The 18,323-nt window shown below is 63.5% G+C and carries 17 protein-coding genes; 9 read left to right on the forward strand and 8 right to left on the reverse strand.

From position 1 onward, the window contains the following. The first annotated feature begins 17 nt into the window (after positions 1 to 17). Positions 18 to 491: a Cys-tRNA(Pro) deacylase gene (gene ybaK / locus XH80_RS25690; protein WP_271600959.1), complete on the forward strand. Its 474-nt coding sequence runs from the start codon at positions 18 to 20 to the stop codon at positions 489 to 491. Between the two features lie 261 nt (positions 492 to 752). Here ybaK and XH80_RS25695 read toward each other — a convergent pair whose 3' ends face one another. Together XH80_RS25695 and XH80_RS25700 are read right to left on the reverse strand one after the other, a co-directional pair. After that, entirely contained in the window at positions 753 to 2,063 is a 1,311-nt protein-coding gene (locus tag XH80_RS25695; RefSeq protein WP_271600960.1) for a hypothetical protein, read from the reverse strand. 761 nt (positions 2,064 to 2,824) lie between these two features. Next, entirely contained in the window at positions 2,825 to 3,520 is a 696-nt protein-coding gene (locus tag XH80_RS25700) for a GntR family transcriptional regulator (protein ID WP_271600961.1), read from the reverse strand. A 157-nt stretch (positions 3,521 to 3,677) separates the two neighbouring features. On the opposite strand from XH80_RS25700, the gene tcuA reads away from it, so the two are divergent. From tcuA to XH80_RS25720, 4 genes are all read left to right on the forward strand, one after another. Next, positions 3,678 to 5,069: an FAD-dependent tricarballylate dehydrogenase TcuA gene (gene tcuA, locus XH80_RS25705; protein ID WP_057747694.1), complete on the forward strand. Its 1,392-nt coding sequence runs from the start codon at positions 3,678 to 3,680 to the stop codon at positions 5,067 to 5,069. After that, positions 5,056 to 6,162, forward strand: a complete 1,107-nt coding sequence (gene tcuB, locus XH80_RS25710) for a tricarballylate utilization 4Fe-4S protein TcuB (RefSeq protein ID WP_271600962.1) — start codon at positions 5,056 to 5,058, stop codon at positions 6,160 to 6,162. Before tcuA ends, tcuB begins: the two co-directional genes overlap by 14 nt. Positions 6,163 to 6,233: 71 nt before the next feature. Next, complete coding sequence (locus XH80_RS25715; protein ID WP_271600963.1) at positions 6,234 to 6,392, forward strand: DUF5993 family protein; 159 nt, start codon at positions 6,234 to 6,236, stop codon at positions 6,390 to 6,392. Positions 6,393 to 6,402: 10 nt separating this feature from the next. Continuing rightward, a complete protein-coding gene (locus tag XH80_RS25720; RefSeq protein ID WP_271600964.1) occupies positions 6,403 to 6,969 on the forward strand; it encodes a disulfide bond formation protein B in 567 nt (188 codons plus the stop codon). Here XH80_RS25720 and XH80_RS25725 read toward each other — a convergent pair. The 3 genes from XH80_RS25725 to XH80_RS25735 all read right to left on the reverse strand — a co-directional run bounded on the left by XH80_RS25725 (position 6,962) and on the right by XH80_RS25735 (position 11,676). Continuing rightward, positions 6,962 to 7,645: an alpha/beta fold hydrolase gene (locus tag XH80_RS25725; protein ID WP_271600965.1), complete on the reverse strand. Its 684-nt coding sequence runs from the start codon at positions 7,643 to 7,645 to the stop codon at positions 6,962 to 6,964. The two genes, XH80_RS25720 and XH80_RS25725, sit on opposite strands and share 8 nt — an antisense overlap. 5 nt (positions 7,646 to 7,650) lie before the next feature. Continuing rightward, the gene (locus XH80_RS25730; protein WP_271600966.1) at positions 7,651 to 11,055 is read right to left on the reverse strand and encodes an acyl-[ACP]--phospholipid O-acyltransferase; all 3,405 of its coding nucleotides are present in this window, start codon (positions 11,053 to 11,055) and stop codon (positions 7,651 to 7,653) included. A 360-nt stretch (positions 11,056 to 11,415) separates the two neighbouring features. Then, positions 11,416 to 11,676, reverse strand: coding sequence for a hypothetical protein (locus XH80_RS25735; RefSeq protein WP_271600967.1), 261 nt, complete (start codon positions 11,674 to 11,676; stop codon positions 11,416 to 11,418). A gap of 51 nt (positions 11,677 to 11,727) precedes the next feature. Here XH80_RS25735 and XH80_RS25740 point away from each other — a divergent pair, with 51 nt between their 5' ends. Next, the gene (locus XH80_RS25740) at positions 11,728 to 12,348 is read left to right on the forward strand and encodes a TetR/AcrR family transcriptional regulator (protein WP_271600968.1); all 621 of its coding nucleotides are present in this window, start codon (positions 11,728 to 11,730) and stop codon (positions 12,346 to 12,348) included. A gap of 1 nt (position 12,349) precedes the next feature. On the opposite strand, the gene pncB is transcribed toward XH80_RS25740, so the two are convergent. After that, a complete protein-coding gene (gene pncB, locus XH80_RS25745; protein ID WP_271600969.1) occupies positions 12,350 to 13,654 on the reverse strand; it encodes a nicotinate phosphoribosyltransferase in 1,305 nt (434 codons plus the stop codon). Between the two features lie 94 nt (positions 13,655 to 13,748). Then, complete coding sequence (locus tag XH80_RS25750; protein ID WP_271600970.1) at positions 13,749 to 14,675, reverse strand: LysR family transcriptional regulator; 927 nt, start codon at positions 14,673 to 14,675, stop codon at positions 13,749 to 13,751. 96 nt (positions 14,676 to 14,771) lie between these two features. Between XH80_RS25750 and pcaH the strand changes: the two genes are divergently transcribed. Then, complete coding sequence (gene pcaH / locus XH80_RS25755) at positions 14,772 to 15,560, forward strand: protocatechuate 3,4-dioxygenase subunit beta (protein WP_057747679.1); 789 nt, start codon at positions 14,772 to 14,774, stop codon at positions 15,558 to 15,560. Between the two features lie 4 nt (positions 15,561 to 15,564). Next, complete coding sequence (pcaG, locus tag XH80_RS25760; protein ID WP_271600971.1) at positions 15,565 to 16,191, forward strand: protocatechuate 3,4-dioxygenase subunit alpha; 627 nt, start codon at positions 15,565 to 15,567, stop codon at positions 16,189 to 16,191. Positions 16,192 to 16,195: 4 nt separating this feature from the next. Here the strand turns inward: pcaG and XH80_RS25765 are convergent, their stop codons facing one another. Continuing rightward, positions 16,196 to 17,101 carry a helix-turn-helix domain-containing protein gene (locus XH80_RS25765; protein WP_271600972.1) on the reverse strand — a complete coding sequence of 302 codons (906 nt, stop codon included), beginning with the start codon at positions 17,099 to 17,101 and terminating at the stop codon, positions 16,196 to 16,198. Positions 17,102 to 17,150: 49 nt separating this feature from the next. On the opposite strand from XH80_RS25765, the gene pobA reads away from it, so the two are divergent. Further along, the gene (gene pobA, locus XH80_RS25770; RefSeq protein WP_271600973.1) at positions 17,151 to 18,323 is read left to right on the forward strand and encodes a 4-hydroxybenzoate 3-monooxygenase; all 1,173 of its coding nucleotides are present in this window, start codon (positions 17,151 to 17,153) and stop codon (positions 18,321 to 18,323) included.

An 18,323-nucleotide genomic window follows, 5' to 3' on the forward strand; every position in this document is an offset into this window, starting at 1 on the left:
TTCGGCAAACGTACCTCATGTCCAAAGTCACCCCGGCCACCCGCGCGCTCGCAGCCGCCGGTGCCGCCTTCACTGTCCACGCCTACGACTATGATCCCGATGCCGAAAGCATCGGCCTGCAGGCCGCCGCCGCGCTCGGCGAAGATCCGGCGCGCGTCTTGAAGACGCTGATGGCGCTGGTGGACGGCAAGCCGGTTTGCGTCATCGTGCCGTCCGACCAGGAAGTTTCGATGAAGAAGCTCGCAGCAGCCGTGGGCGGCAAGTCGGCGCAGATGATGAAGCCGCCGGAGGCCGAGCGCGTCACCGGCTACAAGGTCGGCGGCATCAGCCCGTTCGGGCAGCGCAAGCAGGTCGCCACCGTGATCGAGAGAAGCGCGCTCGTGCATGATCTCGTTTATCTCAATGGCGGCCAGCGAGGCCTGCAGGTGCGGATGAAGCCGGCCGATGTACGGGACGTCGTGAAGGCCGTCGTGGCCGAGGTGATTGCCTGACGATCCTAGACAAAGCGACAGATCGGCCTGCGGCGTTTCCCCAGGGAAGCCGCCCGCATGTCTGAGTTGGATTTTTCGACGCTTCTGTTGAAACGGTTTGAGGTCTGTTCTGGACCAAGAATCCGATGGCACCGCGCGATCTAACCAACGCGATGTCACTCTCCTCAAGGCGATCTACCAGACGCTGCGAGCAAAGCGTTAGTTTGGGACTTGCGGCTGCTGTAGCGGATCGCCGAACTTTCGCCGCATCGACCTATCACCTCAATCCGGCGCCCACTCATTTCCACTTGAAATAGAGACCTTCATGCCGGCTGTTAAGAGAGTTCTTGCCTCAGGCGTTTGGTGGAATGCCTGGACAACGTGGTGGTGCGGGTTCGTTCCGCCAACTCCAAACTCGCCAAATTCGATCTTTACGCCCTGCTGCTGTAGGTACGCAACCAAGCGACCGACGTTCGTGCTGGGATCACCCCACTGATCTTTTCTCCCATCCAGTTCCCAGGCCGCCGCGAAATCCGGCATTGAGAGCGTCAGCCGCTTCGGAAGAAGGCTCCTATCGACGACCATCGCCGGAACCAGCTGGCATTTCGTGATGTCGTTTACGCAATTGCTCGCTGCGCTAGTTATGTCATTGAGCGACTTGGCCACCTTGGCGACGTAAACCGTCAATGCCGAAGCGTCGTACGGTTCGAATTGATCGGAATGGGTCTCAACATAGTCGACGTCCGAAAGAAACTGCTGCAGAATCGCTCGGTCTTGCATAAACTTGGCCAGGCTATCTTTGGCTGCTTGTATTTGCACGAAGTTGGGAGGCTTAGGAAGGTCAAGCGCAAGGTAATCTTGCAATGATACGGTATACCTCACGGGACTTGCTTTGACTGTAGAAGGAAACGCTGTAATTTTGGCAACCAGTTCAGGCAGCGAAATTGACATCTTCGCCGTGTCTCCAGCACCACCTCTTTGAAACACATTTACAGATATTTGCATATTCTGGGTTATTCTCTGAATAGAGTCCGCGAAACCAACGCTTGCGTCGACACCCCCGACTCCAAACTGGAGCCCCGCGCTCAATCGATTTGTTATATCGACCTTGTCGCTATCTGTGCGCGTTGTAAATTCTAACACTGCCCATAACTCGCCGCCCGAAGTCATTTCCTTCACGTACAAATCGCCAAACTCCTCGCGGAAACGCTTATTGTCTCCGTTCGCTAGCAACGTGCTTGCAGACGTCGTAAGCGCCTCATTTTCAATAATCGTCGGTGGGTTGGAAACCGTGATCCCCGCGACCAAAAAAATAGAATAAGCATGAAAATTAGATTGTTCAGTGAATGAAAATTTCTCCGAGCCCGAGAACAGGTCGTAAGAACCTGACACACTTACGTCAATGCCCATGGACTTCTTCAGATCATCAACAGTCTCAATCATCTTGAGGTGGAAGCGTACGGTTTGCCCGCTAAATGATCCATCAGAGCTAGGGGCGGAGTAAGTCACCCCCTTTCCCCGTACGTTTCCGTTTAGGTCGTCAACTCCATTGCCGAAATCCATCATTGGGTTGAATTCCCGCGTAGCGTTCATGGACGATCTCCCTATCCGGCAACGGCGCGCTATAATTCAAGTAATCGCGAAATTCTGTGCGACGTCAGTATCGTTGACGAGCGTTACGGTGATTTGAGAATCATAATCTCCATCCCAAGAGAAACATCGGGACGGCATTGAGCATCGCGGTTCGCAATACGCGTCTTTCCTCCGATGCAAACCGGGACTTACTGTACGGAGCACCGCCGTTCTACGTTGTGAAGCAGTTCACAACTTCTACGTTCATTTTCAAACGCCTCCGTGGCGCAAGGCGGTTATTAGCCCCGGCAGGCCACCACTGGAGCAAGGGTGAATGTCGATCAGCCGCGTCGCGATCTGGAAGCTTCCGGGATCAACCGCCGTGGGAGTGCGGACCTTTGTATTTGATTGGAACGCGTCTACTGCGATAGCGAGCTTCGCGCTTTCGACTGGCCAGACCTGGAGCGTGGACGAACCGGCTCAACTCAAGCCATCTCCCACACTCACGATGCGCAGTGTCTCGCGCGCGTTCCGAACTTCCAGTCCTCGACAATTTGACTCTCGCTGGCGCCTCGCTTCGATGCCGACATGACTGTCCGCCTCATTAAGCACGGAGCGTGCCCGGTACTGGTAGCTTCGAGGTGCGCTTCTCTGATGGACGCCGGCGTCGATGTTTCGACAACCGCCATCGCCAACGGATCAGGTCCGATCGTAGTAGTTTGATCTACCACACGAGGCGACTTCCGCTTGACCCGCGGAAGTGACGTTCACGAGTGCACGTCCTACTGCTTCTGCAACAGCTTCAGCCGGCAGCGCAGCGCCTCGCGGATGTGGGCGCGGGCGAGCTGCTCGGCCTTGTCACCGTCGCGCGCGGCGATGGCATCGATGATGGCCAGGTGCTCGCCGTGGCTGGTCGAAGGGCGCCCCGACACGGTGAAGGTGGTCGGGCCGAGCAGAGCGATCCAGTCCTGCAATTCGCGCGAGGCGTTGTCGAGATAGCGGTTGCGCGCGGCGCGGCAGATCGCTTCGTGGAAGGCGCGGTTGAGCCTTGCCATTTCCCTTGCCATCTCGGCGGCGTCGGTCTCGGATGCTTCCGCCAAAGCCTGCTCGATGTCCCTGAGCGCGTCGACCTCCGGCGCCGAGGCGTGTTCGGCGGCGAGGCGCGCAGCGGCGCCCTCCATGATCTCGCGCATGGCGTAGAGCTCGAGCACCTCCGAGATGTCGAGATTGCGCACGATCAGGCCGCGGCCGCCGGCGGGCTCGACAAAGCCGCGCGCCGCGAGGCGGCCCAATGCTTCGCGCACCGGGGTGCGGCTGACCTTCAGCCGCTGCGCGACCTCTTCCTCGCGCAAGCGGTCCCCGGCGCGGTAGCTGCCGGCCTGGAGCGCCTCACAGAGCGAACGGAATACGGCCTCGCCCAGCGCGACGCCGCCGTCGCGCGCGATTGCTCCGCCTGACTTTACCGGGCGCCTGGCCATGGTCCCTCGAAGCACCACGCGCATCCTGCCCATGCAGAGATGCCGCTTGCGTTTCGTCCGTATATCTTCGTATACAAAAGTACGCAAGAGCCGCGAGGGTTGACCAAGCGCTTTCGCGGGCAGAATGTCTCCAACCTCGTCGCATCGGACACACGGAATGGGCAGCAAATACGATGTGCTGGTGATCGGCGGCGGCAATGCGGCGCTGTGCGCGGCGATTTCGGCGCGCCGCGGCGGCGCCTCGGTGCTGGTGCTGGAAGGCGCGCCAAAATTCTATCGCGGCGGCAACACCCGCCACACCCGCAACATGCGCTGCGCCCATGACGCCGCCACCGAAATTCTCACGGGCCCCTACACCGAGGAGGAGTTCTGGGAGGATCTGCTGCGCGTCACCGGCGGGCAGACCGACGAGCTGCTCGCTCGTCACATGATCCGCGAGTCCAAGGACATCCTGAACTGGATCGTGGAGCAGGGCGTGCGCTGGCAGCCTTCGCTCGGCGGCACGCTCAGCCTCGGCCGCACCAACTCCTTCTTTCTCGGCGGCGGCCGCGCGATGCTGAACGCGCTTTACCTCACTGCCGAACAGCTTGGCGTCGAGGTCGAATACGATGCCGAGGTCACCGACCTTGTGATCGAGGACGGCATGTTTCTCGCCGCCCGCCTCAAGCGGCCGATCAAGGGCGAGACCGAGATGCGCGCGACCGCGCTGGTCGCGGCGGCCGGCGGGTTCGAGGCCAACATCGAATGGCTGAAGCAATATTGGGGCGAGGCGGCCGACAATTTCCTGATCCGCGGCACGCCGTACAATCGCGGCTCGATCCTGAAGATGCTGCTCGACAAGGGTGTCCAGGAGGTCGGCGATCCCACCCAGTGCCACGCGGTCGCGATCGATGCCCGCGCGCCAAAGTTCGACGGCGGCATCATCACGCGGCATGACTCGGTCGTGTTCGGCATCGTCGTCAACAAGCACGCCCAGCGCTTCTATGACGAGGGCGAGGACATCTGGCCGAAGCGCTATGCGATCTGGGGGCGGCTGGTCGCGGCGCAGCCCGACCAGATTGCCTACATCATCTTCGATTCGACCGTGGTCAGCAGCTTCATGCCCACGCTGTTCCCGCCGATTGCCGGTCAAACCGTGGCTGAGCTCGCCGGCAAGCTGGGGCTCGATCCGGCGGCGCTGGAAAAGACCATCACCGAATTCAACGCGGCGGTGCGGCCGGGTACCTTCGATCATACCATTCTCGACGACTGCCGCACCGAAGGCGTCACGCCGCCCAAGACGCATTGGGCGCGCAAGATCGAGACGCCGCCCTATCTCGCCTATCCCGTGCGGCCGGGCATCACCTTTACCTATCTCGGCACGCGCGTGAACAAGGAGGCGCGGATGTTGATGGCGGACGGCAAGCCGTCGGCGAACATGTTTGCAGCCGGCGAGATCATGGCCGGCAACGTGTTGGGTAAAGGCTATGCCGCCGGCATGGGCATGACCATCGGCAGCGTGTTCGGGCGGATCGCAGGACGGGAAGCGGCGAAACATGCACGGAACTAGAATTCTTGATGAGGCCGACCGTCTGATGACGGTCTGCAATTCCTGCCGCTATTGCGAGGGCCTGTGCGCGGTGTTTCCCGCCATGGAGATGCGGCGCGCCTTCTCGGACGGCGACCTCAACTATCTCGCCAACCTCTGCCATTCCTGCGGCGCCTGCTATGTCGACTGCCAGTTCTCGCCGCCGCACGAGTTCAACGTCAACGTTCCCAAGACGCTGGCGGTCGCGCGCGCCGAATCCTATGCGGCCTATGCCTGGCCGCGGGCGCTGTCCGGCGCCTTCGCCCGCAACGGCCTCGTCATCAGCATCGTTGCCGCGCTTAGCATGGCGGCCTTTATCCTCGGTTTCGCCGCGCTCAACGACCGCGGCGTGCTGTTCGGTGTGCACACCGGGCCCAGTGCGTTCTACAAGCTGATGCCACACAGCGTGATGGCCGTGCTGTTCAGCGCCGCGTTTCTTTATGCCGTTCTCGCTCTGGTGATGAGCGTGCGTGCGTTCTGGCACGACATCGGCGCGCCGATCGGCGGGCACGCCGACGGCGGCTCGATCTTTCAAGCGATCCGTGATGCCGGCGAGCTGCGCTATCTCCATGGCGGCGGCGTCGGCTGCTACAACGAGGACGACAAGCCGACCGACCGGCGCAAGCTCTTCCATCACCTGACGTTCTACGGCTTCCTGCTGTGCTTTGCCGCGACTTCGGTGGCGACGCTCTATCACTATCTGCTCGGCCGGGAGGCACCGTATCCTTGGTGGGATCTGCCGGTCGTGCTCGGCACGCTCGGCGGCGTCGGCCTCATCGTCGGCCCAATCGGGCTTCTCGTCGCGAAATCTCGGCGCGCGCCCGAACTGCTCGACGAGAACAGTTACGGCATGGATGTCGGCTTCATCGCCATGCTGTTCCTGACGGGTCTCACCGGCATGCTGCTTCTGATTTTGCGCGAGACAGCCGCCATGGGCCCACTGCTGGCGCTGCATCTCGGCGCGGTGTTCGCATTGTTCATCACCATGCCCTATGGCAAATTCGTGCACGGCATCTATCGCTTCGCTGCGCTGGTGCGCTACGCGCAGGAACGGCGCAGCGAAGCCGGCTCTTGAGGGACGCGCGGCTCTAACGTATCTCTTGAGCCATTCGCGCTGTGCGCGAATCGCTTGGGGAGCCCGCGCTCATGTACATGTTTGTGCCATTTCTGTTGGCGCTCGCCGGCTGCGCGAGCGTCTGGCGTTCCCACGCGCGGCTGGGCTACGGACTGTGGGGCGCAACGATCGTCGTCACCATCGCGTGGTTCTTCCATCACGCGACCGATCCGCTGAAATTCTCTTTCTGACGGTGTCGCGATGAGCATCGTTGATACGAGCAAGAAACCGCCGGTCGGCGCGATCCTGAATGCGGCGGGATTGCTCGGGATCTCGCTAATCCTGACGGTCGCCTTCTCCTACCAACTTGGGCTGGGCGAATTGCCTTGTCCGCTTTGCCTGCTGCAACGAGCCGGGTTCATCGCAATCGGCATGGGGTTCCTGTTCAACCTGCGTCTCGGTGAGCGGCCGTCGCACTATGCGATGATCCTCATGGCCAGCCTCGTCACCGGCTTTATTGCGATGCGGCAGGTGTCGCTGCATCTGGCGCCCGGCGATCCCGGCTACGGTTCGGCGTTGTGGGGCTTGCACTTCTACACTTGGGCGCTCATCGCGGCCGTAGCTGTGGTGTGCTATGTCGCGTTGGTCTTTGTCCTGAAGGATGCGACCGGCAAGCAGGAAGGGGATGCGCCGGTGACCGGGTTCGCGTCCAATGCGGTCTTCGCGATCTTCGCGTTGCTGGTTGCCGCAAATCTCCTGTCCACCGTGCTGGAGTGCGGCGCAGGTCAGTGTGACGACAACCCGGTCCGCTATCTCCTGCTCAAGTGACAGAGGCGGCGCGGAAGCGGCTGTCCTGCAGGAAGGCGATCGTCTGTTCGATCGCGACGGGGTGCCGGAGCAGCCCGGTGTGGGACGCCTTCACGACGACATGGTCGGCCATGCCTGAAAGCATCGTGCTCTGCACCGATACGCGGCCGTCATTCGGCTTCGGCAGAACGAAGAGGCCGGCGACGGGATCGATGAAGCGGTTTCCGGCGATGACGCCAACCGGATAGTCGATGGCGGGGAAGGCATTCGGCACGGCCGCAGGCGTGGTGGTGAGCTCGAGGCCGGCCGGCCCGTAGAAGGCGCGGTAAGGCGGGAATCCCTGCAGGAGATCGGCGACCTCGCTGCCGCGGTTCGGTGTACCGAGCATCACGACGCGGCCAAGCCGGGCCGGGCGGTGTCTTGCGATATAAGCGCGCGCGACGAGGCCGCCCATCGAATGCGCGACAAAATGCAGCGGCGCGTCGCGCTCGGCGAAATGGACGATCGCCGGATGAATGTCGTCCACGATGGCCGATATCGGCTTGCTGCGGCTGGAATAGTCGATTTTGAGCGTCGTGAACCCGCTCGCCTGGAGCGCCCGCTCCAGCTTCTTCAGGGATGCCGAGGTCCGCGCGATGCCGTGAAGCAGAATAACTCCGGGGCATCGCGCGTCGCCTGATTGAGGCGCCTCGGGCATCTCGTTTACGCGACCTCGCGCTCCGGCGCCGAGGCCTGTTCGCGGGCCATCGCCGTCGCGGTGACGTAGTCGGTCTTGCCGGTGCCGAGCAGCGGCACCTTGTCGACCACCATGATCGTCGCGGGCACGGTCAGCTCGGAGGCGCCGATCGCCTTGGCCTGGGCCTGCATTGCGCTGCGCTCGGCATTCTTCTCCGTCGTCAGCAGCACGATACGCTCGCCCTTGCGCTGGTCGGGGATCGACACCGCGACCGAAGCCGCCTGCGGCCACAGCGTGGTCGCGATGCTCTCGACCGCCGACAGCGAGACCATCTCGCCGGCGATCTTGGCAAAGCGCTTGGCGCGGCCCTTGATGGTGATGAAGCCGGCCGTGTCGATCGCGACGATGTCGCCGGTGTCGTGCCAGCCCTCGGGCAGCACTTCGAGCACACCAGGGTTTTCGGCCCTGAGGTAACCGAGCATGACGTTCGGTCCGCGCACCGACAGGCGTCCGCCTTCCTCGATGCCGGGGACCGGATCGAGGCGGCTTTCCATCAGCGGCGACAGGCGGCCGACGGTGCCGGGGCGGTTGGCCATCGGCGTGTTCATCGCCAGCACCGGCGCCGTCTCGGTGACGCCATAGCCTTCGAGAATGCGGATGCCGTAGCGCTCCATGAACACCTGGCGTGTGCGATCCTTCACTGCCTCGGCGCCGGCGATCACCAGGCGCAGGGTGCGGAAGTCGTAAGGGTGCGCCGAGCGGGCATAGCCGGTGAGGAACGTATCGGTGCCGAACAGGATGGTGGCGCCGGTCTGGTAGATCAGCTCGGGCACGATGCGGTAGTGCAGCGGCGAGGGATACATGTAGATCGGAATGCCCGCCAGCATTGGCATCATCATTCCGCCTGTGAGCCCAAACGAGTGGAACACCGGCAGCACGTTGAACACCTTGTCATTGGCGTTGGCATCGACCCGCGCCAGCGCCTGCGCCGCGTTGGCGAGGATGTTGCGGTGGGACAGCACCACGCCCTTGGGCGTGCCTTCCGAGCCCGAGGTGAACAGCACGACGGCCGGATCGTTGGCCTGGCGGGCAACGCGCGGCGCGGTGCCTGCAAGTAGTCCCTTGATCTTGTCGACCGTGCCGATCGAGGCTCTGATGTCCTCGAGATAGACGATGCGCGCCTCCGCGGAGATCGCGGCCATCAGCTTGTCGAGCTTGCCCTTCTCGATGAAGGCCTTCGACGTCAGCACGGTGTTGACCTGCGCGGCCTTCATGGCGGCGGTCACGTTGACCGGGCCGGCCGAGAAGTTGAGCATGGCCGGAACGCGGCCGATGCTCTGCAGCGCCATGAAGACGGCGGCGACGCCGGCGGAGTTCGGCAGCAGCACGCCGACATTCTCGCCGGCCGAGGTACCGGCCTGCAACTTGCGGCTCAAAACCTGCGCACCGAGGATCAGCTTGCGATAGGTCAGCTTGGTGCCGAGCGCATCCTCGATGATGACCTTGCCGGTATCGCGGTCGCGATAGGCATGGCCCAGCGCTTCGAACAGCGTGTGATCGAGCATGGCGTTCTTGACCATCGCGTCGATCATGACGTCCTGCAGCGCGGCACCCGCGGCATTGCGGCGCGCCTTGCCTTTCAGCTCCGAGGCGACCGGCAGCTTGACCGGCGGCAGGATCGTCACTGTCACCCGCGGGAACCACGAGCGCTTGATCTGGCTGCTATTGAGATAGCTGAGGTGGGAGCGCTGCGCGCCTTCGATGCGAACCGGCACGACCACGGCGTCGGCCTTATCAGCGATCATCGCGGTGCCGTCATAGACCTTCATCAGCGAGCCGGAGACGGTGATGCGTCCCTCCGGGAAGATCACGACGGGCTCGCCGGCCGCGACGAGCTTGATCAGGTCGCGCGCGGCCAGCGGCTTGCTCGGGTCCATGGTGTAGTGCTTGACCACGCGCAGAAACGGTTTGGCCCACCAGGCCTTGGAGATGCCGGTGTCGACCGCGAAGCTCGCGTCGATCGGCAGCACGGCGTGCAGCAGCGGACCGTCGATCAGGCTGACATGGTTGGGCGCGATCAGCATGCGCGTGCCCGGCGGCGGCAGGTTCTCGAGCCCGCGCACTTCGGTGCGGAACAGGGCGCGGAACAGCAGCGCGCCAAAGTCGCGCACGCCTTCCTTGCCCCACTTCGTCAGCACGAACCAGACCGCACCGAAGCTGGCGACGCCGAGCCCGAAGAAGATCCAGCCGACATGCAATCCGCCCGCCTGCAGCAGAGCAACGAACAGCGAGCCCACCACCATGAAGGCGGCCTGCAACACGTTGCCGGCGGCGATGATGCGGGCGCGTTCGTTTGGCGCGGACCAGGCCTGCACGGCGGCGAATGACGGCACCACGAACAGGCCGCCGCCGAAGGCGAAGGCGACGAAGTCTGCCAACATGCGCAGGCCGGCGAAGGAGGTCGCGAAATCGACCGCTGCGATGTCCTGGCCCTTGGTGGTCACCGCGATGGCCAAGGCGAGGTCAAGGCCGGCGCAGCCCATGATGATGGCGCCAATCGGCACCAGCGCGAGGTTCGGGCGAACATGGCTCAGGCTGGCCGCGAACAGCGAGCCGATGGCGATGCCGATCGCGAAGATTGCCAGGCACAGCGTCACCACGCCTTCGTTGCCGCCGACGACGTCCTTGACCAGCGCCGGCAAGAGCGACAGCACGATGGCGCCGACCAGCCAGAACCAGGAGACGATCACGGTGCCGTCCCACAGCCGGTGGTCAGCGTGCAGCGTCCTGAGCAGACCGAGTGTCGAGGTCCAAGGATTGGCATCGACGGGCAGATCGGGCGCGGACGGCGTTGTCTGCGGAATGCGGGAGGCAAAGGCCCAGGACAGCAGGGCCAGCACGACCACGGCCGATGCGACCCAGCCCATATGGGCGGAGCCTGCGACGAACTGGCCGCCGGCAACAGTGCCGAGCAGGATGGCCATGAAGGTCGCGCCCTCGACCAGCGCGTTGCCGGTGGCGAGCTCGCCGAGCTCGAGCTGGTCCGGCAGCATGGCGTATTTCACGGGACCGAACAGCGCGGCGATGATGCCGAACAGTGCGAGCGCGGTGAACAGCAGCGGCACCGAGTGCATGAAGAAGCCGGCGGCAGCGAAGGCGGCCGCGAAGATCTCGGCAAACTTCAATCGCCGTGCCACGACCGATTTGACGTATTTGTCGGCGAGCTGGCCGCCGAGCCCGGACAGGATGAAATAGGGGAAGATGAAGACGGCGCCGGCCACTGTCACAAGCGCATCGCCGTGGCCTGTCGCGGCGCTGTAAAGCAGGATGATGACGAGTGCGTTCTTGAGCACGTTGTCATTGAGCGCCGAGAAAAATTGCGCCCAGAACAGCGGCGCAAAGCGGCGAGACGACATCAATTCCCTGATCATGACGAGTCCTGTTGTGGAAAGGCAGCCTGAGATTGTTACGTTGCGGGTCGAACGTCACGACCGGAAGGGGGGTGGGGAGCGATTGCAGGCGACGATGGTTGCCGGCCTGTCATGTCCCCTGCCATCCCTCCGATCCTGTTGGTCTCCAGCTTGTCTCGTTAGGTTCGCAAAATATCCGGTCGCGGGCCGCAGCTTCGGGCGCAAATGCCGCGATTATGCGGATATCGCCGGGGCCGATAGCAAAAGCTGAACGGCATGCCTGACTTTCGCCGGGCGGCCGGCAATATCGCGACATGGTGAGTCCTTTGTTGCGACCGGCGTTCGCATTCGAGTGGACCTGCATGCGCATCGGCTTGTCCTCTAGGTGAGGTGAGCGAGATGGCGAAACGGGTTGAGGCGGCCAAGCAGGCCGACGCGGCGACCCTCGTGGCGGGGGCGGCTGGTCCGCCACATCCGAAAATTGGCGCGGCGCTCGGCGAGCACGCCGGCAATGTCGCAGGCATTGGCAATCCGATCGATCGGCGCCATCGCGAGCCGCAGGACAGCGCGGCCAAAGCCGCTGACGAGAGCCGTGGCGTCATCGATGAAGGTGGAGGCGATATCAACAGCGAGGGTTTGCATTTTGCAGGTCTCCGGGTTAATTTGAACAATGTTCACGTGAGTAGCTTGAAAATGAACAATGTTCAAGAAGAATCGGTCCGAGATCAAAAAAAATTGCGCAGGCGGCTCCAGATCATCGAGATCGCCCGCGGTATTATCGCAACTAAGGGATTGAGATCGTTGAAGGTTCGGGACGTCGCGGACGCCGCCGGCTGCTCCGTCGGCAGTGTCTATAACGAGTTCGGCGACTTCGACGGGGTGATCCTGACCGTCAACAGGGAGACGGTTCAGGCGCTCACAGCGCGGCTTGGTGCGGTCCCGGCTGAGGATCCGGTTCGCCAGCTCTATGGCCTGGCCGAGACCTATCTCGATTTCTTCGCCGAGAACGCCAATCTGCTGCGCTCGCTGTTCGAGCATCGGATGGAGGACGACCGCCCGTATCCCGACGACATCCTCCAGATGGTGATGGACGCCTTCGCGCTGATGCATCCACCCCTGGTGCGGGTGCTGCCTGACGCGGATGACGTGAAGATCGCGCTGTTGTCACGCACGCTGTTTTCCGCGGTTCACGGCATCATTTCGCTCGGCCTCGAAGAGCGCATGGTCGCGGTGCCGCCGCAGATGCTGCGCCAGCAGGTCACGCAGTTCCTCGATGCGCATCTCGTGGGGCTCGGAGTCTTGCCGTCGCGCTAGACTAGACCAGCACCGGCTGACGCACGCGCCCGGCATCGCCGAACACGCGCAAATAGCGCTCGATCTCGGAGGGCATTCCGGTCGCCTTCTCCGGATTGTCGGAGAGCTTGACGGCCGGACGTCCGTCGACCGACGACACCTTGCAGACCAGCGAGATCGGATCGAGATTGAACGAGCCGTCCGGCGCACAGCCGACAAAGTCGTTGGTCAGGTTGGTTCCCCAGCCGAAGGAGAGCCGCACGCGACCGGCGAAGTGATGATAGGTCTCCTCGATCGAGCCGACGTCCATCGCATCCGAGAACACCAGCAGCTTGTCCTTGGGGTTGCGGCCCTTCTTCTGCCACCAGGCGATGATCTCTTCACCGGCCTGGATCGGCGGCGCGCTGTCGGGGCGGAAGCCGGTCCAGTCGGCCACCCATTCCGGCGCATCGCGCAGGAACGCCTTGGTGCCGAAAGCGTCCGGCAGGGCGATCAAGAGATTGCCGCCATAGGTCTGGCGCCACTGATCGAGGATGCGATAGGGCGCCCAGCGCAATTCCTCGTCGTCCTTGGCGAGCGCGGCCGCGACCATCGGCAGCTCGTGCGCGTTGGTGCCGATCGCTTCGAGATCGTTGTCCATCGCCAGCAGCACGTTGGACGTCCCGATGAAGGACGGGCCCAGCCCTTCCTTCACCGCCTCCACGCACCAGCGCTGCCAGAGAAAGCCGTGGCGGCGGCGGGTGCCGAAATCGGACAGCCGCAAATTCTCCAGCTTGCGCAGCCGCTCGACCTTGGTCCACAGCTTGGCCTTGGCGCGGGCATAGAGCACATCGAGCTCGAACCGGCCGCGGCCCTTGCATGCCGCGCGGGAGCGCAATTCGTTGAGGATGGCGAGCGCCGGAATCTCCCACATCGAGCTGTGGGTCCACGGGCCGTGGAAGTGCAGCTCGTACTGGCCGTCGACCTTGCGCAGCTCGTAGTCGGGAAGGCGGAATTCGGCGAGCCAGCGGATGAAGTCCGCCGAGAACATGTGGGTCTTGCCGTAGAAGGTGTTACCGGCAAGCCAGATCAGCTCCTTCTTGGTGAAGCGGATGGTGCGGGCATGGTCGAGCTGGGCGCGCAGCTCGGCCTCGTCGATGATTTCGGCCAGGCGCACATGGCGCGAACGGTTGATGACTGAGAAGGTGACTTGCTGATCCGGGTAATCCTCCCGAATCATTTGCAACATCAACAGTTTATAAAAGTCGGTATCCAGCAGGCTGCGGATGATGGGGTCCAGCCGCCAGCTGTGATTGTAGGTTCGGCTCGCAATGTCGGTCACTGTCATGGCCGAATTCTAGCGTGGCCGCTCGCGCGCAACCAGTGGGTTTGGCGAGGGGCAGGCCCCGGCCGGCATCAACAGCCGGCGGGCAACGACCGATTCAGGCGGCTGCCGTCGCCGCTACATGTTCCAGTTGTGTCCTGATCCAGCGGTGGGCCGGGTCCTTCTGGTAGCGCTGGTGCCAGACCATGAACATCGGCAGCTCGGCCAGCGTGCGCGTGCGTGAGGCCAGCGGAATCTGCACGTGCGCGAAGCCGCGCATGACGCCGGACGCCAGCAGGCTCGGCATGCTCGCGAGCATTTGCGAGCCACGCAGGAACGAGGGCACGCCGGAAAAGCTCGGCACCGAAATCGCGATGTCGCGGTGGAAGCCGTTGGCCGCGAGCCGGCGGTCGAAGTCGAGCCGCTCATTGTCGGTATAGACCACGGTGACGTGGCGCGCCGCGAGATAGGCCCCTCGTCCCGATGGGGCGGCGCGCGTCTTGGGATCGTAGTAGCAGACGTAATGATCGCTCAGCAGGCGCTTCTGCACGATGTCGACGCCGACGGGCGGCAGTGGCGTGATCATGAGGTCGCAGCGATTTTCGCGCAGCATCGCAGGCGAGGGCGATTGCGACGGGATCACGCGCAGGTTCAGGCTCTTCACCTGCGCGACAACATGGCCGAAGAAGTGTGGCAGCAGCAGGTCGCGCTGGAAATCATTGGCGGCGATCGTCAGCGACAGCTGCGCGCTTCCCGGCTCAAAGGTGACGCCGCCGGCGAAGCTGCGCATCTCGTCGATCAGCGCGCGGGCCTTGGCCGCCAGTGCCTGGGCATGGGCGGTCGCGACGATGCCGCGGCCGGATTTCGCGAACAGCGGATCGCCGACGATCCGTCGCAGCTTGTTGAGGTTGTGGCTGACGGCGGATTGCGTCAGGCCGAGTCGCGTCGCGGCCGCCGTGACCGAGCCTTCCTCCAGCACCGCGAGAAACAATTCGAGGGCGTGGCCGTCAAGCGCCAAATGATCGATTTTGTTCATGGGATTCATTATAATCGATCTATTTATCTTGAGAATAGGGAGCGGCATTATCGTTCAACAAGCCGCGCACCCGGACCCGGGGCGCCCAAGGGAGAGACAACGCCGATGAATGCCCAGGCGACAGCCTTGCAGGATCCCCGCCTCAACCGCCCCGAGCCGTTTACGCCGCCACTCGGCGATGGCGGCTTCTTCCAGCGCGACCGCTCGATTCATCCGCCGGCCTATGCGCCCGGCTACAAATCCTCGGTGCTGCGCTCACCGCGCCAGTCGCTGCTGTCGCTCGAGAACTCGGTCTCGGAGATCACGGGGCCGGTGTTCGGTCACAACGATCTCGGGCCGCTCGATAACGATCTGATCCGCAACTACGCCAAGGACGGCGACCCGGTCGGCGAGCGCATCATCGTCCATGGCCGCGTGCTCGACGAGACCGGCCGCGGCGTGCCGAACACGCTGGTGGAGTTCTGGCAGGCCAATGCCGGTGGCCGCTATCGGCACAAGAAGGACACGTATCTCGCACCGATCGATCCGAACTTCGGCGGCTGCGGCCGCGCGCTGACGGACGACACCGGCTACTATTATTTCCGCACCGTGAAGCCTGGCCCCTATCCGTGGCGCAACTTCGTCAACAGCTGGCGCCCCGCCCATATCCACTTCTCGGTGTTCGGCTCCGGCTTTGCGCAGCGGCTGATCACGCAGATGTACTTCGAGGGCGATCCGCTGATCCCGGTCTGCCCGATCCTGACGACGATCCCGGACAAGGACGCGCTCGACCGCCTGGTCGCGCCGCTCGACCTCAACGCCTCGACGCCGTTCGACTCGCTCGCCTACCGCTTCGACATCGTGCTGCGCGGCCAGCGCTCCACCTATTTCGAAAATCGTCCCGAAGGGAACTGAGCACATGCCGCAGCCGCTCAACTATCTCAAGGAAACCGCCTCGCAGACCGCTGGGCCCTACGTCCATATCGGCCTGATCCCGGCCATGGCCGGCTTCGACATCTTCGAGAAGAACTTTTCCAACGTGCTGGTAACGCCGAACACCAAAGGCGAACGCATCACGCTGGAAGGCAAGGTGCTCGACGGCAGCGGCACGCCGCTGCGCGACGTGCTGCTTGAAATCTGGCAGGCCAATGCGGCCGGCCGCTACAACCATCCGGCCGATCGCTCGGCCGGCGCGCTAGACCAGGATTTCCGCGGCTGGGGCCGCGCCGGCTCGGATTTCGAGAGCGGCCTCGTGACGTTCGAGACCATCAAGCCGGGCGCCATCACCGACAAGGCAGGGCGCAAATGCGCGCCGCACATCAATGTCTGGATCGTCGCGCGCGGCATCAATATCGGCCTCAACACGCGGCTCTATTTCTCCGACGAGGAGGCCGCCAACGCCGCAGATCCCGTCCTGAACCTGATCGAGCAGCCGGTGCGCCGCGGGACCTTGATCGCCAAGCGCGGCGAGCGCGCAGGAAAGGTCGTCTATTCCTTCACGATCAATTTGCAGGGCCCGGACGAGACGGTGTTCTTCGACGTTTGAGGCCTCAGCCCTCATCGCCATGGAGCTGCGCGCGAAAGGCGCGCGGCGACAGGCCGGTGGCCGCGGCATAGACCCGGCTGAAATAGGCGGGGTCCTCGAAGCCGAGGGCATAGGCGATCGTCGAGACCGGCAGGTTGGTATAGACGAGGTTGCGCCGCGCCTCGCGGATCAGGCGGTTCAGGATCAGGTGCGAGGCGGTGTCGCCGGTCGCCGCGCGCGTGACGCGGTTGAGATGGGTCGGCGTGATCGCCAGCGACTTCGCGTAGTCCGCCACGGTCCAGCGTTCCAGGTGATGCTGTTCGAGCAAGGCCTCGAAGCGGCGGAACAGATTTGTCTCGGCATTGCCGCCAGCGCCGCTCGCGCCGGCGAGCGCACGTGCGACGAGGCCGATCATGGCCGCCGACAATGCCCGCAGCACATGCGCGCGGCCGAAATCGCGCGCGGCATGCTCGGCAAAGATCTGCTTCATGATGGCGCGAATCTGCGGCGTGCCGCGCACCACTGATGATCGTGACAGCACGCCGCGCAGGCCTTCGGCAGCGAGCAGCGCCTCGTCGAGCATTTCCGCGGCGATGGTCAGCACCCAGCCTTCGGTTCCTGGCACGAAGCGGAAGCCATGGACATGGCCGACCGGCACGTTGACGATCTGCATCGGCTTCAAGGGCACGACGCGTCCGTCGAGCGTCGCTTCGCCGCCGCCGCGCTCGATCAGCAGCACCTGGTGCAGACGGGCATGCCGGTGCACGGCGAGCTTCCAGTCGTGCAGCACCGAGCGCGACGCAATCGTCTCGCAGTGGACGACGTCAGGCAGATCGCCGGCTTCGCCGAACAGATTGTAGACCCGGATCGCCGGGGCGGGGGCTGCGTTCCTCATGTTCGAATAGTACAAGACAATGGCGAAACCCTCCATCGGTCTTCCGCATTGAATCTGCAAAAAACGCCGTCGGGAGGACGCAAAAATGAAAGTTCAGGTCTGCATCATCGGTGGTGGGCCGTCCGGGCTGCTGTTGTCCCAGCTTCTGCACCTGAAGGGCATCGACACCATCGTGCTGGAGAAATACAGCCGCGACCACGTGCTGGCGCGCATCCGTGCCGGCGTGCTCGAGCACGGTTTCGCCAGGTTGATGCACGAGGCGCAATGCGGCGAGCGGATGGACCGCGAAGGCGAGATCCACAACGGTTTCGAGATCGCCCATGACGGCGTGCTCTCCCATATCGATCTGCACAAGCATTCCGGCGGCAACTCGGTGTTGGTCTACGGCCAGACCGAGCTGACGCGCGACCTCTACGAGGCGCGCGACCGGCTCGGCGGCAAGGTCGTCCACAACGCCGAGGACGTGACGCCGCATGATCTGACCTCGGATCGGCCTTATGTGACGTATCGCTCGAACGGGGAGACTGTTCGCGTCGATTGCGACTACATCGTCGGCGCCGACGGCTTTCACGGCGTCAGCCGCAAGTCGATCCCGAAGGACGTGCTGCGCGAATATGAGAAGGTCTATCCGTTCGGCTGGCTGGGCGTGCTGTCGCGCACCAAGCCGGTGTCGCCGGAGCTGATCTATGTCAAGCATGAACGCGGCTTTGCGCTATGCTCGCTGCGCTCACAGGTGCTCAGCCGCTATTACGTCCAGGTGCCGCTGACCGACAAGGTCGAGGACTGGAGCGACGATGCGTTCTGGGCCGAACTGAAGCGCCGCCTGCCTGATGACGTCGCCGCACGATTGATCACCGGTCCCTCGATCGAGAAGAGCATCGCACCGCTCCGCAGCTTCGTTGCGGAGCCAATGAGCTACGGGCGCCTGTTCCTCGCCGGCGACGCCGCCCACATCGTGCCGCCGACCGGCGCGCGCGGGCTGAACAGCGCCGCCTCCGACATCTACTATCTCTATCACGGCATGCTCGCGCACTATCAGAATGGCGACGATTCCGGGTTGAAGGGCTATTCCGCCAAGGCCCTGGCGCGGATCTGGAAGGCGCAGCGCTTCTCGTGGTGGATGACGATGATGCTGCATCGTTTCCCCGATCGCTCCGAGTATGAGGACCGGCTCCAGCAGACCGAGCTCGAGTACCTCTTCTCGTCCGAGACGGCGCAGCGGCTGCTTGCGGAGAATTATGTGGGGCTGCCGTTCTAG

It is taken from the genome of Bradyrhizobium sp. CCBAU 45384, assembly GCF_028128665.1.
Lineage (GTDB): Bacteria > Pseudomonadota > Alphaproteobacteria > Rhizobiales > Xanthobacteraceae > Bradyrhizobium > Bradyrhizobium manausense.

Bases quoted from the DNA above. Each gene is read 5' to 3' on its own strand.
- ybaK (WP_271600959.1), top strand. From the start codon at position 18: ATGTCCAAAGTCACCCCGGCCACCCGCGCGCTCGCAGCCGCCGGTGCC.
- XH80_RS25695 (WP_271600960.1), bottom strand. From the start codon at position 2,063: ATGAACGCTACGCGGGAATTCAACCCAATGATGGATTTCGGCAATGGA.
- XH80_RS25700 (WP_271600961.1), bottom strand. From the start codon at position 3,520: ATGGCCAGGCGCCCGGTAAAGTCAGGCGGAGCAATCGCGCGCGACGGC.
- tcuA (WP_057747694.1), top strand. From the start codon at position 3,678: ATGGGCAGCAAATACGATGTGCTGGTGATCGGCGGCGGCAATGCGGCG.
- tcuB (WP_271600962.1), top strand. From the start codon at position 5,056: ATGCACGGAACTAGAATTCTTGATGAGGCCGACCGTCTGATGACGGTC.
- XH80_RS25715 (WP_271600963.1), top strand. From the start codon at position 6,234: ATGTACATGTTTGTGCCATTTCTGTTGGCGCTCGCCGGCTGCGCGAGC.
- XH80_RS25720 (WP_271600964.1), top strand. From the start codon at position 6,403: ATGAGCATCGTTGATACGAGCAAGAAACCGCCGGTCGGCGCGATCCTG.
- XH80_RS25725 (WP_271600965.1), bottom strand. From the start codon at position 7,645: ATGCCCGAGGCGCCTCAATCAGGCGACGCGCGATGCCCCGGAGTTATT.
- XH80_RS25730 (WP_271600966.1), bottom strand. From the start codon at position 11,055: ATGATCAGGGAATTGATGTCGTCTCGCCGCTTTGCGCCGCTGTTCTGG.
- XH80_RS25735 (WP_271600967.1), bottom strand. From the start codon at position 11,676: ATGCAAACCCTCGCTGTTGATATCGCCTCCACCTTCATCGATGACGCC.
- XH80_RS25740 (WP_271600968.1), top strand. From the start codon at position 11,728: ATGAACAATGTTCAAGAAGAATCGGTCCGAGATCAAAAAAAATTGCGC.
- pncB (WP_271600969.1), bottom strand. From the start codon at position 13,654: ATGACAGTGACCGACATTGCGAGCCGAACCTACAATCACAGCTGGCGG.
- XH80_RS25750 (WP_271600970.1), bottom strand. From the start codon at position 14,675: ATGAATCCCATGAACAAAATCGATCATTTGGCGCTTGACGGCCACGCC.
- pcaH (WP_057747679.1), top strand. From the start codon at position 14,772: ATGAATGCCCAGGCGACAGCCTTGCAGGATCCCCGCCTCAACCGCCCC.
- pcaG (WP_271600971.1), top strand. From the start codon at position 15,565: ATGCCGCAGCCGCTCAACTATCTCAAGGAAACCGCCTCGCAGACCGCT.
- XH80_RS25765 (WP_271600972.1), bottom strand. From the start codon at position 17,101: ATGGAGGGTTTCGCCATTGTCTTGTACTATTCGAACATGAGGAACGCA.
- pobA (WP_271600973.1), top strand. From the start codon at position 17,151: ATGAAAGTTCAGGTCTGCATCATCGGTGGTGGGCCGTCCGGGCTGCTG.